The organism is Marinobacter salinus (genome assembly GCF_001854125.1).
Lineage (GTDB): Bacteria > Pseudomonadota > Gammaproteobacteria > Pseudomonadales > Oleiphilaceae > Marinobacter > Marinobacter salinus.
Map to the genome: position 1 here is coordinate 1,554,284 of NZ_CP017715.1, position 13,332 is coordinate 1,567,615.

Consider the following 13,332-nt stretch of genomic DNA (forward strand, 5'->3'; position numbering starts at 1 on the left):
CCCAAAACGGGCGGACCCCACAAGGGCCCGCCCGTTTTCTTTCACAGTGAATATTACCCATGCTCAGTGAAATCGCCTTTTACGGTGCCATTGAGACCGGTCTCATCTACGGCCTGGTCGCTTTCGGCATCTACATCTCATTCCGTGTCCTCGACTTCCCGGACCTCACCGTTGACGGCAGTTTTCCGTTGGGCGCCGCCGTGGCCGCCATCCTGATCATAAATGGCTGGAACCCGTGGATCGCCACCGGCGCCGCCGTACTTGCCGGCATGGCCGCCGGTGCGGTTACCGCGATCCTCAACGTCAAACTCAAAATTCTCAATCTGCTGGCCTCCATTCTCACCATGATTGCGCTCTACTCGGTAAACCTGCGCATCATGGGGCGGCCCAACGTTGCCTTGTTGACCGAACAGACAGTGCTGACTCCCTGGTACGATCTGGACCTCGCCTACCATCAGGTACCGGTACTCCTCTTTGTCATCGTGGTAGTGATCGCCCTGATTCTCCTGTGGCGCTTCATGAAATCCGAAACAGGCCTCGCCATGCGGGCGACGGGCGCTAATCCAAGAATGGCCCGAGCCCAGGGCATTGCCACCGGTGCCATGATTATCCTGGGCGTAGCCCTTTCCAACGGACTGGTTGGCCTGGCGGGTGCTCTGTTTGCCCAGAGCCAGGGTGCCGCCGACGTTACCATGGGTGTCGGAGTGATCGTGATCGGGCTGGCCTCCCTGATCGGGGGCGAAGCCGTAATTACCCCGTCTACTGTGGTTCGGGCCCTGCTCGCGTGCGTCTTTGGCGCCATCATCTATCGGCTGGCGATTGCCTTCGCACTGAACGCGGACATGCTCGGCCTGCAGGCCCAGGACCTGAACCTGATCACCGCCGTCCTGGTGACGCTGGCGATTGTCCTGCCCGGTGTTCGCAGTTCCGTCATCAACAAACTCTCACGCAAGAAGGCCTGAGGAGGCGACATGATCAGTGCAAGCGATCTCCGACTGACCTTTGGCAAGGGTACGCCACTGGAAAACCCCGCACTTCGGGGCATGAGCCTGACCGTCAACCAGGGTGAATTCGTTACCGTGATCGGCAGTAACGGTGCCGGCAAGTCAACCTTCCTGAATGCGCTCTCCGGCGAAGTTCTGGTGGACAGCGGTGACATCATTGTCGATAACGTCGATGTCACCAAGCTGCCTACACACAAGCGGGCAGGCAGGGTTGCGCGGGTGTTTCAGGACCCCCTCGCGGGAACCTGCGAAGCTCTCTCGATTGAGGAAAACCTGGCGCTCGCGGTCAAGCGCGGACAGCGCCGCGGCCTGACATCCGCGGTCAAGAAGCAGTACCTGGAACAATTCCGGGAGAGCCTGTCGTCACTGGGTCTGGGGCTGGAAAACCGGCTCGGCGATAAAATGGGCCTACTGTCCGGCGGCCAGCGCCAGGCGGTGAGCTTGCTGATGGCCAGCCTCACTCCTTCCAGCATTATGCTGTTGGACGAGCACACAGCCGCCCTGGATCCGAAAACCGCTGCGTTCGTGCTGGAGCTGACCACACAGATTATTGACGAGCAGAAGCTGACAGCCCTGATGGTTACCCACAGCATGAAACAGGCGCTGGAAGTCGGCAGCCGAACTGTCATGCTTCATCAGGGACAAGTGGTGTTCGACATCGCCGGCAAAGAACGAGAGGGCCTCGAAGTAACAGACCTCCTGGGCTTGTTCGAAAAACAGAGGGGCCTGTCGGTAGACGACGACAGCCTGCTGCTCGGCTGACCAAAAAAAGGCGGGATAGACTCCCGCCTTTTTCTTCTGGCTCACTGCGAGATTATCAATGCCCGTAGATCAGCATTGAGGTATCCGTGATCGCCAGATTGTCGAGGGCCATGGAGCCGATAGACGTGCCACCCACGATAACGCCCCCAATGCGGATATCCGCTTCGAATGTCTGGAGATCAATCGCAAGGCTTTCGACATTCTGGGAATTCGGCGCCTTGTGCATATCCATCTCAACGTATGCAAACAACCGCAGTGGCTGAGGGGCTTGCAGATCATAATCAGCACCGGTCATCTGAAAATCCCGGATACCCAGCGCCAGAAACGGCACGTCGAAGTCCATATCGTCGATCGCAATGTCGGTCTTGAAGTTCAGCTTGTCTGTCGCTGTATCGATCCGGATGGTTCCTGAACCGATCAGCGCATCCATATTGAAGTTATCAAGGACCGTTGTAGAGCCGCCGGTTCCCGTCAGGTTCCAGGCTCCAGTGGATACCCGCAAATCCACCGCATTAAACGACAACGGAAGAAGGTTAATGATGGCATCGCCATCACTTGCCACATCGATGTTGATCCGGATGTTGTCCAGGGTATCGGTGGCGGAGCCATTAAGGTTGAGATTCATTTCCGAAAACATATCCGTGCGGTTTGCACCGCCGACAGAAATGTCGTTGATTTCCAGCGAGCCTTCATCCGTGTAGATAAACCGATCGATATTCAACTTGGTTTCGAGCTCAATCGTGACACCGGCCTGGCCGGTGATATTACCCATCACAGATTCATCCAGTCTCTGGATCTCCGCCATGACCCCAGGTGGCACACCTGCAATGCATAGCGCTAGCAAGGAAAGTTTCAGGCCTTTCATTGTTCATTCCTTTTATAGTAGTTATCACTTCCTGTGGGTCACTGCAGTATTCGACGCCACCACCGTACTCTAGCGACACGTCCGCCCCCGGTACGTGCAGAGATCACAAATTAGTTGACTTTCCGAAGCTTTACCGGGTAATTCGTGTGTTTTTTGACCACAACATGTAGTGGTCATGAAGATTTAAGCCCAAGCTGTCGTTTTTCCGGAGATTTCCGAACTTTCAAGCCTTGGTCGATTGATTTTCTTTGCCCCATCTCTCTAATCAATAGTTGCGTTCTTGTTCACACAACACTATATCCTGTTATACTTTCTGAAAATGATCCCACATATAGGGTTACCAAGTTCAGCGACGACTCGCTGCCCGGCACGTCCTCAAGCAGCCAGGGCACTGCCGGGAGTATCTATCCAGAACAAAACCGGGGGCAACAAGCCGTGTTTACGGGCACAAGACAGGCACCATATGTAGTGGTCCATAATGTGCCTGAACGCAAGACCGGACATTAGACGAATCAAAGGGGTACAACGCGGTCAAAAGGACAGCGTTGTCAAAAGAAGACATACTGAGAATACCGAGGGTGGCAATGAACGCTAAGGCACAGGCAATGGTTACAACAATTCCGATGCAGGAAGCCTCGATCGACATCTGGCACAGCAAATATCAGCTGAAGACCAAGACCGGCGAGCCCGTAGACAAGGACATCGACGCGACCTACGAACGTGTTGCCAAAGCCCTTGCTGAAGTGGAAAACAAATCCGTGCGCACCCAGCAGATGAAGAACTTCATCTGGGCTCTGCAGAACGGCGCCATCCCCGCCGGCCGGATTACCTCCAACGCCGGTGCCGAAGCGCACAAGCCGGCTACCTCAACCATTAACTGTACCGTTTCCGGCACCGTTCAGGACTCCATGAACGACATCCTGGAAAAGAACCACGAAGCCGGCCTGACCCTCAAGGCAGGCTGTGGTATCGGCTATGAGTTCTCCACCCTGCGCCCGAAAGGCGCGTATGTAGCCGGTGCCGGCGCCACCACCTCCGGCCCGCTGTCGTTCATGGATATCTTCGACCGCATGTGCTTCACCGTGTCTTCTGCCGGTGGCCGCCGCGGCGCCCAGATGGCCACCTTTGATGTGCACCACCCGGATGTAATCGACTTCATCCAGGCCAAGCGTGAAGACGGCCGCCTGCGCCAGTTCAACCTTTCCCTGCTGATCACCGAAGACTTCATCGAAGCCGTCCGCAATGACAGCGATTGGCACCTCTCCTTCCCGGTCACCGAGAAGGAAGTGGCAGACGAAGAGCTGGATCTGAGCGACGAAAGCCAATTCGTCTACCGTGATTTCCCGGTTCAGAAAGGCTATGTGATTAACGATGAAGGCAAGGTTGCCTGCCGCATCTATCGCACCCTGAAAGCCCAGTTCATCTGGGACACCATCATGACCAGCACCTACGACTACGCCGAGCCGGGTTTCATCCTGATCGACAAGGTCAACCAGATGAACAACAACTGGTTCTGCGAAGACATCCGCGCCACCAATCCCTGCGGCGAGCAGCCCCTGCCCCCGTATGGCAGCTGCCTGCTGGGCTCCGTGAACCTGACCAAGTTCGTGGACTACCCGTTCACTGACAAGGCCAGCTTCAATTACGAAAAGTACCGCAAGGTGGTGGGCATTTTCACCCGCATGCTGGACAACGTGGTTGAAATCAACGGCCTGCCGCTGGCCGAACAGCGCCACGAAATCACCTACAAGCGCCGCCACGGCATGGGCATCCTGGGCCTCGGCTCTACTCTCGCCATGCTCCGCATGCCTTACGGTTCCGACGAGTCCGTAGAGTTCACCGAAGAAGTGGTACGCGAGATGGCCGTTGAAGGCTGGCGCCAGTCCCTGGCCCTGGCCGAAGAAAAAGGCGTGGCGCCGATCATGGACGACGAGTTTGAAGTCACGCCGAAGATGCTGGGCAAAAACCCGCAACTCTCTGAAGACGGCTACAAGCTTGGCGACAAGATCAAAGGGCGTATCCTGCACGCCAAATACAGCCGCTACATGCAGCAGATCGCCAACGTGGAGCCGAAACTGGTGGAGGAACTGGCCGAGAAAGGTGGGCGTTTCACGCACCACACCTCCATCGCGCCCACCGGCACCATCAGCCTGTCACTGGCCAACAACGCCAGTAACGGCATTGAGCCGAGCTTCTCGCACCACTACGCGCGCAACATCATCCGCGAAGGCCGTAAGACCAAGGAAAAAGTCGACGTCTTCTCCTTCGAGCTCCTGGCCTACCGCCACCTGGTAAACCCGGGCGCCATGCCGTTCTCTGAAGAGGAAGACAAGAAGCTGCCCTCTTACTTCACCACATCGGACGATGTATCGCCGGCGCAGCACGTAGACATCCAGGCCGCTGCCCAGAAGTGGGTAGATTCCTCGATTTCAAAGACTGCGAACGTTCCGACAGACTTCGACTATCAGGCCTTCAAGGGCATCTATCTCTACGCCTACGATAAAGGCCTGAAAGGCTGCACCACCTTCCGCTTTAATCCAGAAGCCTTCCAGGGCGTACTGGTCAAAGAGAAGGATCTGGAAAACACGCTGTACGAGTTCACCCTGGACGACGGCAGCAAGGTAACCCTCAAGGGCAACGAACAGGTAGAGTACGACGGCGAAATCCACAACGCTGCCAACCTGTTTGACGCGCTTAAAGAAGGCACCTACGGAAAATATTGATCCGGGAACCGACACAGGACAACGAACATGACAGTTAAAATCAGCAACAAAATCGTCGGCTACCGAGTCAAGAAAGCCGACCCTGAAGCAACCGAACACCAGGCACCGGTGAAGGCGGAAACCAAGCCCGTTCAGATGAACGAATACATCGAACGGCCGGACTTCCTCTTGGGCACCACTTACAAGATCAAGCCGCCGATCGCCGAGCACGCGATGTACATCACCATCAACGACATCCTGCTCAACGAAGGCACCGACCACGAGAGCCGGCAGCCGTACGAAGTGTTCATCAACTCCAAGTCGATGGAACACTTCCAGTGGGTTATCGCCCTCACCCGCGTTATCTCGGCGGTATTCCGCAAGGGTGGCGACGTAACCTTCCTGGTGGAAGAGCTGCGCAGCGTGTATGACCCCAACGGCGGCTACTTCAAGAAAGGCGGGGTGTTCATGCCTTCGCTAGTGGCTGAAATCGGTGCCGTCATCGAGAAGCACCTGAAGGCCATCGGCCTGCTGGAAAGCGAGGAAATGAGCGAAACTACCAAGCGCATCCTCGCCGAAAAACGCGCCGAATTCGAAGCCAGCCACACCACGGCCACGAACGACGAAAAGGCCACTGACTTCCCGCCGAACGCCACCATGTGCGGCAAATGCAGCACCAAGGCGGTGATTGTGATGGACGGTTGTGCGACCTGTCTCTCCTGCGGCGATAGCAAATGCGGTTGAGTTGATTGACCGGTGAGTGACGAAAAGGCCTGGAGCGAGAACTTCGGGCCTTTTTGTTTTCGGAAGGTTAAAAAAAGCGGCGTCATACGACAGGTGTCGGAAAACTCCGGAGAGGGGATGTGGATAAGCGAACAGACTCGGGTTGGAGATTTTGGACAGATGACGATTATTTCCGTGCGGGTTACCTCAGCTACATGGACTCCACATGGAAACGTCGTGAATAACCTGGCAATCCTTTTTGGGCTCACATTGACAGCCGGCCTGGTTATAGCATCGGTAAATTCAAATCACGACTGCTTGAGGCAGAATTCAGTCACAGCATCATGGCATTTGGTGGCGGTGCTCTACTGTCTGCTGTTGCGCTCGTATTAGTTCCTTATGGCATTGCCAAACTCGATCCGTTGATAGCGTCTACCTGCCTCCTGGTTGGCCGGCACATTTTCATGATGCTTGATATTTATCTTCTGAAACGCATGACGCCGGCCAGTCAACTCGTGGCGATGCTCCTTGATTTCATCCCTGAATCGATTGCGCCTGGAACTGCATTTGCAATCGGAAGTACAGATGCGCTGTTGCTTGCGGTGCTAATCACATTACAAAACATTCCAGAGGGGTTTAACACATATCGCGAGTTGAATAGCTCTCATAATTTCGGCCGGAAGAAAATCATGACCATTTTCTTTTTGATAGCCTTTCTGGGCCCTGTTTCAGGAGCATCCAGTTACCACTGGCTACAAGACCAAGCTATTGCCATTGCTGTTATTTTGCTTATAGCTTCTGGAGGCATTCTGTATTTCAAGATATCGCCCCAGGAGTAAAACTCGCAAAACATTGGGCGCCCCCGATGGGGGTGGTGCTGGAGTTCGTGCTTGGCATGCTTGTTAAGCCTGATTTTACTATTCTTTTTTCGATACCAACTTGCTCAAACCCCGTAATACACTGCCGGAGGAACACCATGAGAGAGAAAATCATCAACGAAACGCCCGAAATTTGGGGTGAAGAATATTCAACAAAAAGCGCTGCGGTCGAGCGTGACTATGACAAGTTCGCCAAGACAGGTGCGTACGACGAGACTTTTACTGAGTGGAATTATGTTGGTCCGGAAACCGCTGCAGCCATTGTGAGGAACTATGTGCCACTGTCGAGCACCATCATGGATGCCGCTTGTGGCTCTGGCCTCACAGGAACAGCCCTTAGGAATCTTGGGTATAAAGACATTCATGGTATGGACATCTCCCGCAGCCTGCTCAAGCTTGCGGAGAAGACCGGCGCCTACTCCTCGCTCCGCAGGGTAGATATGCAGGTAATACCCCTTCCAATAAATGACGACACCTATGATGCTGTAAATTTCATTGGTGCGCTTACCTACTTTGAGACCAATGAGGTACTTAAAGAGTTGTGCCGTATTGTAAGAGCAAAGGGCCACGTCATCTTCTCGCAGCGCGATGACATCATGCGTAAACACGACTACGAGGAGCAACTCCGCGAGCTTGAAAAGATAGGGCTTTGGAAACGTATCTTTGGCACAGAGCCTATGCCATACCTGCCGAATCACCCGGAGTATGGCACGAAGATCAAGGTACAGTATTTTGTCTATGAGGTTCTGTAGACACCAGCTGGTAGCCTGGGCTGCGGTCAAAAAGGAATATCATAAGGAGGGCAACAAGTGGGTGAAGAGTAAAACCGGAGGCGACGGCGAGCGAACAACCTGCTCTTTCGCGCTTCCGCCTTTAACACTGGCGCATCATAGCAAAGGAAACTGCATGAAAATCTACGGCGATACCAAATCAGGCAATTGCTACAAAGTTGAGCTCGTCTGCAACCTGCTGAACATTGACCATGAATGGATTGATGTCGACATCCTCGCCGGCGGCACAAAGTCTGATGAATTTCTGAAAAAGAACCCAAATGGCAAAATACCTCTGCTTGAGCTGGATAGCGGCGAAACGCTTTCAGAGTCCAACGCCATCCTGAACTACCTTGCATCGGGGTCTGATCTGTACCCTCATGGCGGCTTGGCCCAGGCTCACGTTCTGCAATGGCAATTTTTCGAGCAATACAGTCATGAGCCGTTTATCGCTGTCGCACGATTTATCAACAAGTACCTGGGGTTGCCGGCGGAGAAAGCTGATGAATATGCCGCCAAGCAAACGGGTGGGCATAAGGCGTTGCAGGTGATGGAGCAGCAGCTTACACGAACGCCATTTTTGACTGGCGAGAATTTCACCACTGCAGACATCTCACTCTATGCTTACACCCACGTCGCTGATGAGGGTGGCTTCGATCTGGAGGCCTATCCCGCGGTTCGGGCATGGCTGGATCGCGTTGCCGCACTGCCGAATTTCCGAAAGCCTCAAAATGAGCTAGAGAGAACAAACATGACAGCCTACGTATGTAGATTCAAAAACCTATGATTCCAGAAAAGCCTGCAAAGTACCTCGGCAACAACCTCGGCCAGAGTTTTCTGGCCTCCCCTTTTCAGGCCCCGTTGAAGGCCTGGACACTGGTGCCAGTGTTCGTAATTATAGCGATATCCGTAGGTTTCGGCGCCGGTTTATTTCAATTCGGGTGGCTGGATTCGCCAATCACTCCCGTGCTACCCATCGTATTGTTTGTGTTCCCGTCGCTGCTCGAAGAAGCTTTTTTCAGGGGCGTACTGATACCGCGAAACATATTGGCGTCCGGGCACGTAAAGGCTGCCCGGAGTGTGGCAATTAGTACACTGGTATTCATTGTGTGGCATCCGTTCAATGCTCTGGCGTTTAACTCCACGGCTATTTCTCTTTTCCTGAATCCGTGGTTTCTGGTTATCGTGTGCGCTATGGGGATTACCTGTGGCTACGCTTATGTTCTTTCCCGGTCTATCTGGGTTCCAGTGATCATTCACTGGGCGGCGGTAACGGTTTGGGTGCTTTTTCTTGGCGGCAGAAATCTTGTGCTGGAGTTGTAACCTTTTGCCCTGCCCCGGCGCTAACAGCTGCTAGCATGTTACTGACAGAAGCGTTTAGTGCATGATGCATGGGTCAGGTCTTGCCCCCTGCGCGAAAAGACAAGACCTGGCCACAATATTTCCTACTCGCCGTTGGGGTATATGGTGTATTCCGAATAGTAAGGGTATTTTAAGTATACTTTATAGCCATCTACCTCGGTAGGATGTCTGAGCGAATCAATTAAGCTGGTTTTTTTATTGGTGGCGAGACTTTCTTTCTCGAGTTTTCCTACTAGTAATTCCAGCATCTTATCTTCATCGTAATCGTCAAATATTGTTGTTCCGGAAAAACCTTTAAAGGCGGTGCTTAATTTTAGATTGGCTGAAACTCTGTTCTTTTTTGTTGTTGTAGAGAGTACTTTGCCTGGAACTTTTTCTTCTGCTATTTTGTAAATTAATTTGTTTGCCGTGCTGAGTGAAATGGTTGTTGTTCCAACGCGGTTATATTTGTTGCTTCCGGGCGTAGCCACCATCACTGACAAATACGAATCGTTTTTGCTTATTATTATGCCTGATATCTTTTCATCACTATAGGTGGGTATTTTATTGAACTGTTCATTTATTAGGTTTGCGAATATGTGATACTTTTCGTTTGTATCTAACTCGGAGTTTTCTATAAATCGAGTCATGTTAATGGCAACCATGGCATCTTTGTCCCCTCCTGAATGTAATCCAGAAGATGTGCGACTTGGTACGCCAAACCGGAAGCTTATATACTCATCATCTTTGTAAAAAAAATCAGACATTCCCCATTTTTGATTTCCATAACCGAGTTTTGGGAATTTACTTTCAAACTCATCGTCAGTCATTTCGCTTTTATTTAGATATTTCCATCCCTTCTCTTTGAGTTTCTCATAGACTGTTTGAGGTGAGTCGTCGCTCATAACATTTTCAATTAATGTGAAGCTTTTGGCATTCAGCATGGCGGGGAACAAAAGAATTAATATGGCTAGTAAATACTTCACTTTTGGAGCTCCGTTTTTAATCTCATTGGTTATGAGAGGCTGGCTGTAGTGATCAATGACATTTGGTCACATTGAAAGAGGAAAATCGGGGACGTTCGGGGTCAGGTCCTCCATTTTCCAGAGGAGGATTGAGAACCGGATTTTGCCCTGTGCCTTTGAGTATAATTCGAAAGATTCACTCTTTCTATTCATTATGTCCTGCCCCCGCGCCAACAGCTGCTAGCCTATCACTGACGGCATCGTATAGAGGACGAGACCAATGCCATACCGTAACAATTCCGAATTACCAGACAGTGTACGCAACAATTTGCCCGCGCATGCCCAAGAGATTTATCGCAAAGCGTTCAATTCCGCCTGGGATGAATACAGCGATCCTGAAGATCGTCGTGGCGACTCAGGCCGGGAAGAAACCGCCCATAAGGTGGCCTGGGCGGCGGTCAAAAAGGAATATCACAAGGAAGGTGAAAAGTGGGTGAAGGATAAAACTGACAAATAAAGCGGGAGTGGCTGACAGCATTAATCGCCTCTCCAGAAAAACAGCTCTTCGTAGCCATTTCCAATGCTGAGGTGATTGGATGGGCCGCCGAAGATTAGTCACGTTCGATAGGACTCTCACGGATAGTGGTTCGGTCCAATGTGGATCGTTCGGAGTCCCATGGATTCTATCCATCAGTCGGTTTTGATCGGACTAAAACGACCCATGTCTATGTGAAAGATCTCAAGGAGTCCTTATGAGCCTGAAGGAACACTTCGAATTAATGGCCGCATACAATCAGTGGATGAATGAAAAGGTCTACGATGCTGCAGGGGCCCGTTTCCCTCTACGAACACCAGCGCAACATGGCAAAATACCTCTGCTTGAGCTGGATAGCGGCGAAACGCTTTCAGAGTCCAACGCCATTCTATACTACCTTGCATCGGGGTCTGATCTGTACCCTCATGGCGGCCTGGCCCCCGGTTCGGGCATGGCTGGATCGCGTTGCGGCACTGCCGAATTTCAAGCGTATGGTCTAACACAAAAACCGGGACCGATCTATTTTTCTGCGGGCCTGGCAGCGCCCCCATGAGTGAAAGGAGTCGAAAAATCTGACACTACCGCTGCCAATAAGACCGGTTACGGCAATTTGCCGGCTCACCTTACGAGGACGAAGCTGTTGAAAGCACAGCGACACGAGAGGATTATGGAATTTAAACCACGCTCTGTCGTCCGACACTAAACCAGCGACAGGGCTTTCGATCCTCTGCAAAAGAAGGAGAGAGACGATGACCTTCGCACTGTCCTCCATGACACTAACCTGCCCGGACTTCGGTCCGGATGGCCAGATCGACACCAGGCATACAGGAGAAGGCGCCGACCTCTCACCAGCGTTGGCTTGGCACGGTGCGCCCGAAGGGACCCAATCCTATGCGGTGATCTGTCACGACCCCGACGCCCCTCAGGTGAAAAATAGCTCCTACGGATTTGTGCATTGGGTATTGTACAACTTACCGATCTCGACACCCCATCTGGAGGAAGGCTCTGGCAAAGGAACCCAGGGCACCAATGACTTCGGAACCAGTGGCTATGGCGGCCCCATGCCTCCCAAAGGCCATGGCCGACACCATTATTATTTCTGGGTCCTGGCCCTGGACCAGGAACTGGACCTGCCCGCGGGCCTCAGCCTGAGTGAGTTGCTCGAAAAGGTGGAGGCTCATTTGATAGGTATGAACCGGCTGGTGGGCGTTTTTCAGCGCGACTAAATCCGCGCTCGGGCGCAGGCTTCTCGCCACAAGTGGCATTAGTACTAGGTTTCACCAACTTGGCTGCTGACGGCTTAGCCTGCCAGCCTGGCGATCGGGACTACGTACTTCATTAATGGGCACCGCAGCAGCCGGGTTAGCTTTTGCTACCGGCTACTTCGCACAAGGGTTACTAGGTGGCTAATTATCAAAAGCCTTTTCCGTTTTTAATTGCGAAAACAGATAGTTGAGGTGGGGTATTACCGAAAAACCTTTCTCAAAATAAGTATGGGCTCCCAGCAATGGCTTTTTCTCACCATTCACTTCACTTCAGTCTGCTGCCGATCATCACCGGTTGCCTTCTCGTTCCTGGCTCAAGCTACTCCGAAGAACTGGAATTACAGAGTCTCAGCATACGCGCACGAGTTTCAGAAAAAACCTTGCTTGGACAGGACGCACCGGAGGATTTTAAAGAATACGATGTGTCGGCGAACTTCCATTTTCCCTGGAATAGTTACTCCACTTCAGGCTGGGGAATAAGCAGCCGTTTGATGGCGAGTGCTGGAATTCTACGGGGGGCGGGGGAAAATGCGCTCGTCGTTTCACTCATCCCTGAATTGACGCTGGGTAGTGAAGACGGACGCTTTGTACTGGACCTGGGAGCAGGTGGCGCCTTGTTCAGCAGATATCGTTTCGGGACCCAGGACTATGGCGGGCCTTTCCAGTTTGCCCTGACCTCGGGTGTCACTGTGCCATTGTATAAAAATCTGGGGCTGGGATATCGGTTTCTTCACTATTCAGACGCCGGCGTTAATGGATCTGACACGACCGGAGCGGATTTTCACATGGTTGAGTTCAGCTACAGGTTTTAATCATCAGGGAAAAACCGGAAAAACCGGGACAGATTTATTTTTCTATCTATCTTCTGAAATCCCGCCTCGTAGGCCGGTTATACGCCGCTACACCTTTTGCGCATATACTGAATGGTAAAATAACCAAGAGGGCGTTATGGAACTCGAATCCACAACACTTACCATGACCATTTTGATGACACCGGATAAGTCCAACTTTTCTGGCAACGTGCACGGTGGCACCTTGCTTAAGTGTCTTGATGAAGTGGCCTACGCGTGTGCCAGCCGTTACGCAGGGAGCTATGTCGTTACCCTGTCCGTGGATCAGGTAATGTTTCTGCAGCCCATTCATGTCGGCGAACTGGTTACCTTCCTGGCCAGCGTCAACTTCACGGGGCGCACCTCGATGGAGGTGGGCATTAAAGTGATCACAGAAGACATCCGTGAAAAGCTGGTCAGACATACCAACAGTTGCTTTTTCACTATGGTAGCGGTTGATGAAAACGGAAAAGCCGTTGAAGTACCTAAACTGGAACCACGCACTGATGAGCAACTCAGGCGCTTTGCTAACGGGCAGGAACGTCGTGCGATTCGAGTTGAGTTAGCGGAACGCTATAAGGCTCTCCACCGCCCAAAAGCGTAGTAACGAAAACCAGAACAAATAAACGAAAACCGGGACAGATCAATTTTGGTACAAGGACGGAATCAAGAATCGTGGTCGAAAAAAGTAA

General features: G+C 52.4%; 15 protein-coding genes. 13 read left to right on the forward strand and 2 right to left on the reverse strand.

From position 1 onward, the window contains the following. Nucleotides 1–59 precede the first annotated feature (59 nt). Together BKP64_RS07075 and BKP64_RS07080 are read left to right on the forward strand one after the other, a co-directional pair. Nucleotides 60–962: an ABC transporter permease gene (locus BKP64_RS07075; protein WP_070967841.1), complete on the forward strand. Its 903-nt coding sequence runs from the start codon at nt 60–62 to the stop codon at nt 960–962. Nucleotides 963–971: 9 nt separating this feature from the next. After that, nucleotides 972–1,766 (forward strand): ABC transporter ATP-binding protein, encoded by a 795-nt coding sequence (locus BKP64_RS07080; RefSeq protein ID WP_070967844.1) that lies wholly within the window; start codon nt 972–974, stop codon nt 1,764–1,766. Between the two features lie 55 nt (nt 1,767–1,821). Here BKP64_RS07080 and BKP64_RS07085 read toward each other — a convergent pair whose 3' ends face one another. Then, nucleotides 1,822–2,631 carry a DUF6160 family protein gene (locus tag BKP64_RS07085; protein WP_070967848.1) on the reverse strand — a complete coding sequence of 270 codons (810 nt, stop codon included), beginning with the start codon at nt 2,629–2,631 and terminating at the stop codon, nt 1,822–1,824. 584 nt (nt 2,632–3,215) lie between these two features. On the opposite strand from BKP64_RS07085, the gene BKP64_RS07090 reads away from it, so the two are divergent. From BKP64_RS07090 to BKP64_RS07115, 6 genes are all read left to right on the forward strand, one after another. Next, nucleotides 3,216–5,354 carry an adenosylcobalamin-dependent ribonucleoside-diphosphate reductase gene (locus tag BKP64_RS07090; protein ID WP_070967851.1) on the forward strand — a complete coding sequence of 713 codons (2,139 nt, stop codon included), beginning with the start codon at nt 3,216–3,218 and terminating at the stop codon, nt 5,352–5,354. Between the two features lie 27 nt (nt 5,355–5,381). After that, nucleotides 5,382–6,077 carry a TSCPD domain-containing protein gene (locus tag BKP64_RS07095; RefSeq protein WP_070967854.1) on the forward strand — a complete coding sequence of 232 codons (696 nt, stop codon included), beginning with the start codon at nt 5,382–5,384 and terminating at the stop codon, nt 6,075–6,077. A 323-nt stretch (nt 6,078–6,400) separates the two neighbouring features. Next, nucleotides 6,401–6,895: a ZIP family metal transporter gene (locus BKP64_RS07100; protein WP_070967857.1), complete on the forward strand. Its 495-nt coding sequence runs from the start codon at nt 6,401–6,403 to the stop codon at nt 6,893–6,895. Between the two features lie 137 nt (nt 6,896–7,032). Next, complete coding sequence (locus BKP64_RS07105) at nt 7,033–7,686, forward strand: class I SAM-dependent DNA methyltransferase (RefSeq protein ID WP_070973593.1); 654 nt, start codon at nt 7,033–7,035, stop codon at nt 7,684–7,686. A gap of 154 nt (nt 7,687–7,840) precedes the next feature. Continuing rightward, complete coding sequence (locus BKP64_RS07110) at nt 7,841–8,491, forward strand: glutathione S-transferase family protein (RefSeq protein WP_070973594.1); 651 nt, start codon at nt 7,841–7,843, stop codon at nt 8,489–8,491. Further along, nucleotides 8,488–9,027, forward strand: a complete 540-nt coding sequence (locus tag BKP64_RS07115; protein ID WP_070967859.1) for a CPBP family glutamic-type intramembrane protease — start codon at nt 8,488–8,490, stop codon at nt 9,025–9,027. Before BKP64_RS07110 ends, BKP64_RS07115 begins: the two co-directional genes overlap by 4 nt. 122 nt (nt 9,028–9,149) lie before the next feature. Here BKP64_RS07115 and BKP64_RS07120 read toward each other — a convergent pair whose 3' ends face one another. After that, a complete protein-coding gene (locus BKP64_RS07120) occupies nt 9,150–10,031 on the reverse strand; it encodes a hypothetical protein (protein ID WP_070967861.1) in 882 nt (293 codons plus the stop codon). A gap of 259 nt (nt 10,032–10,290) precedes the next feature. Between BKP64_RS07120 and chaB the strand changes: the two genes are divergently transcribed. The 5 genes from chaB to BKP64_RS07145 all read left to right on the forward strand — a co-directional run bounded on the left by chaB (nt 10,291) and on the right by BKP64_RS07145 (nt 13,244). After that, on the forward strand, nt 10,291–10,527 hold the full coding sequence (gene chaB / locus BKP64_RS07125) for a putative cation transport regulator ChaB (protein ID WP_070967864.1): 237 nt from the start codon (nt 10,291–10,293) through the stop codon (nt 10,525–10,527). A 235-nt stretch (nt 10,528–10,762) separates the two neighbouring features. Continuing rightward, a complete protein-coding gene (locus BKP64_RS19740; RefSeq protein WP_070967867.1) occupies nt 10,763–11,098 on the forward strand; it encodes a thioredoxin domain-containing protein in 336 nt (111 codons plus the stop codon). 196 nt (nt 11,099–11,294) lie between these two features. Continuing rightward, nucleotides 11,295–11,771, forward strand: a complete 477-nt coding sequence (locus BKP64_RS07135; protein ID WP_070967869.1) for a YbhB/YbcL family Raf kinase inhibitor-like protein — start codon at nt 11,295–11,297, stop codon at nt 11,769–11,771. Between the two features lie 281 nt (nt 11,772–12,052). Continuing rightward, complete coding sequence (locus BKP64_RS07140; protein ID WP_070967872.1) at nt 12,053–12,622, forward strand: acyloxyacyl hydrolase; 570 nt, start codon at nt 12,053–12,055, stop codon at nt 12,620–12,622. A gap of 136 nt (nt 12,623–12,758) precedes the next feature. After that, nucleotides 12,759–13,244, forward strand: a complete 486-nt coding sequence (locus tag BKP64_RS07145) for an acyl-CoA thioesterase (RefSeq protein WP_070967875.1) — start codon at nt 12,759–12,761, stop codon at nt 13,242–13,244. Nucleotides 13,245–13,332: the final 88 nt, after the last annotated feature.

What these genes read in the sequence shown, in the direction of transcription:
- BKP64_RS07115 (WP_070967859.1), top strand. Translation starts at nt 8,488, where the DNA reads ATGATTCCAGAAAAGCCTGCAAAGTACCTCGGCAACAACCTCGGCCAG.
- BKP64_RS07085 (WP_070967848.1), bottom strand. Translation starts at nt 2,631, where the DNA reads ATGAAAGGCCTGAAACTTTCCTTGCTAGCGCTATGCATTGCAGGTGTG.
- BKP64_RS07075 (WP_070967841.1), top strand. Translation starts at nt 60, where the DNA reads ATGCTCAGTGAAATCGCCTTTTACGGTGCCATTGAGACCGGTCTCATC.
- BKP64_RS07095 (WP_070967854.1), top strand. Translation starts at nt 5,382, where the DNA reads ATGACAGTTAAAATCAGCAACAAAATCGTCGGCTACCGAGTCAAGAAA.
- BKP64_RS07090 (WP_070967851.1), top strand. Translation starts at nt 3,216, where the DNA reads ATGAACGCTAAGGCACAGGCAATGGTTACAACAATTCCGATGCAGGAA.
- BKP64_RS19740 (WP_070967867.1), top strand. Translation starts at nt 10,763, where the DNA reads ATGAGCCTGAAGGAACACTTCGAATTAATGGCCGCATACAATCAGTGG.
- BKP64_RS07145 (WP_070967875.1), top strand. Translation starts at nt 12,759, where the DNA reads ATGGAACTCGAATCCACAACACTTACCATGACCATTTTGATGACACCG.
- BKP64_RS07100 (WP_070967857.1), top strand. Translation starts at nt 6,401, where the DNA reads ATGGCATTTGGTGGCGGTGCTCTACTGTCTGCTGTTGCGCTCGTATTA.
- BKP64_RS07140 (WP_070967872.1), top strand. Translation starts at nt 12,053, where the DNA reads ATGGCTTTTTCTCACCATTCACTTCACTTCAGTCTGCTGCCGATCATC.
- BKP64_RS07110 (WP_070973594.1), top strand. Translation starts at nt 7,841, where the DNA reads ATGAAAATCTACGGCGATACCAAATCAGGCAATTGCTACAAAGTTGAG.
- BKP64_RS07105 (WP_070973593.1), top strand. Translation starts at nt 7,033, where the DNA reads ATGAGAGAGAAAATCATCAACGAAACGCCCGAAATTTGGGGTGAAGAA.
- BKP64_RS07135 (WP_070967869.1), top strand. Translation starts at nt 11,295, where the DNA reads ATGACCTTCGCACTGTCCTCCATGACACTAACCTGCCCGGACTTCGGT.
- BKP64_RS07080 (WP_070967844.1), top strand. Translation starts at nt 972, where the DNA reads ATGATCAGTGCAAGCGATCTCCGACTGACCTTTGGCAAGGGTACGCCA.
- chaB (WP_070967864.1), top strand. Translation starts at nt 10,291, where the DNA reads ATGCCATACCGTAACAATTCCGAATTACCAGACAGTGTACGCAACAAT.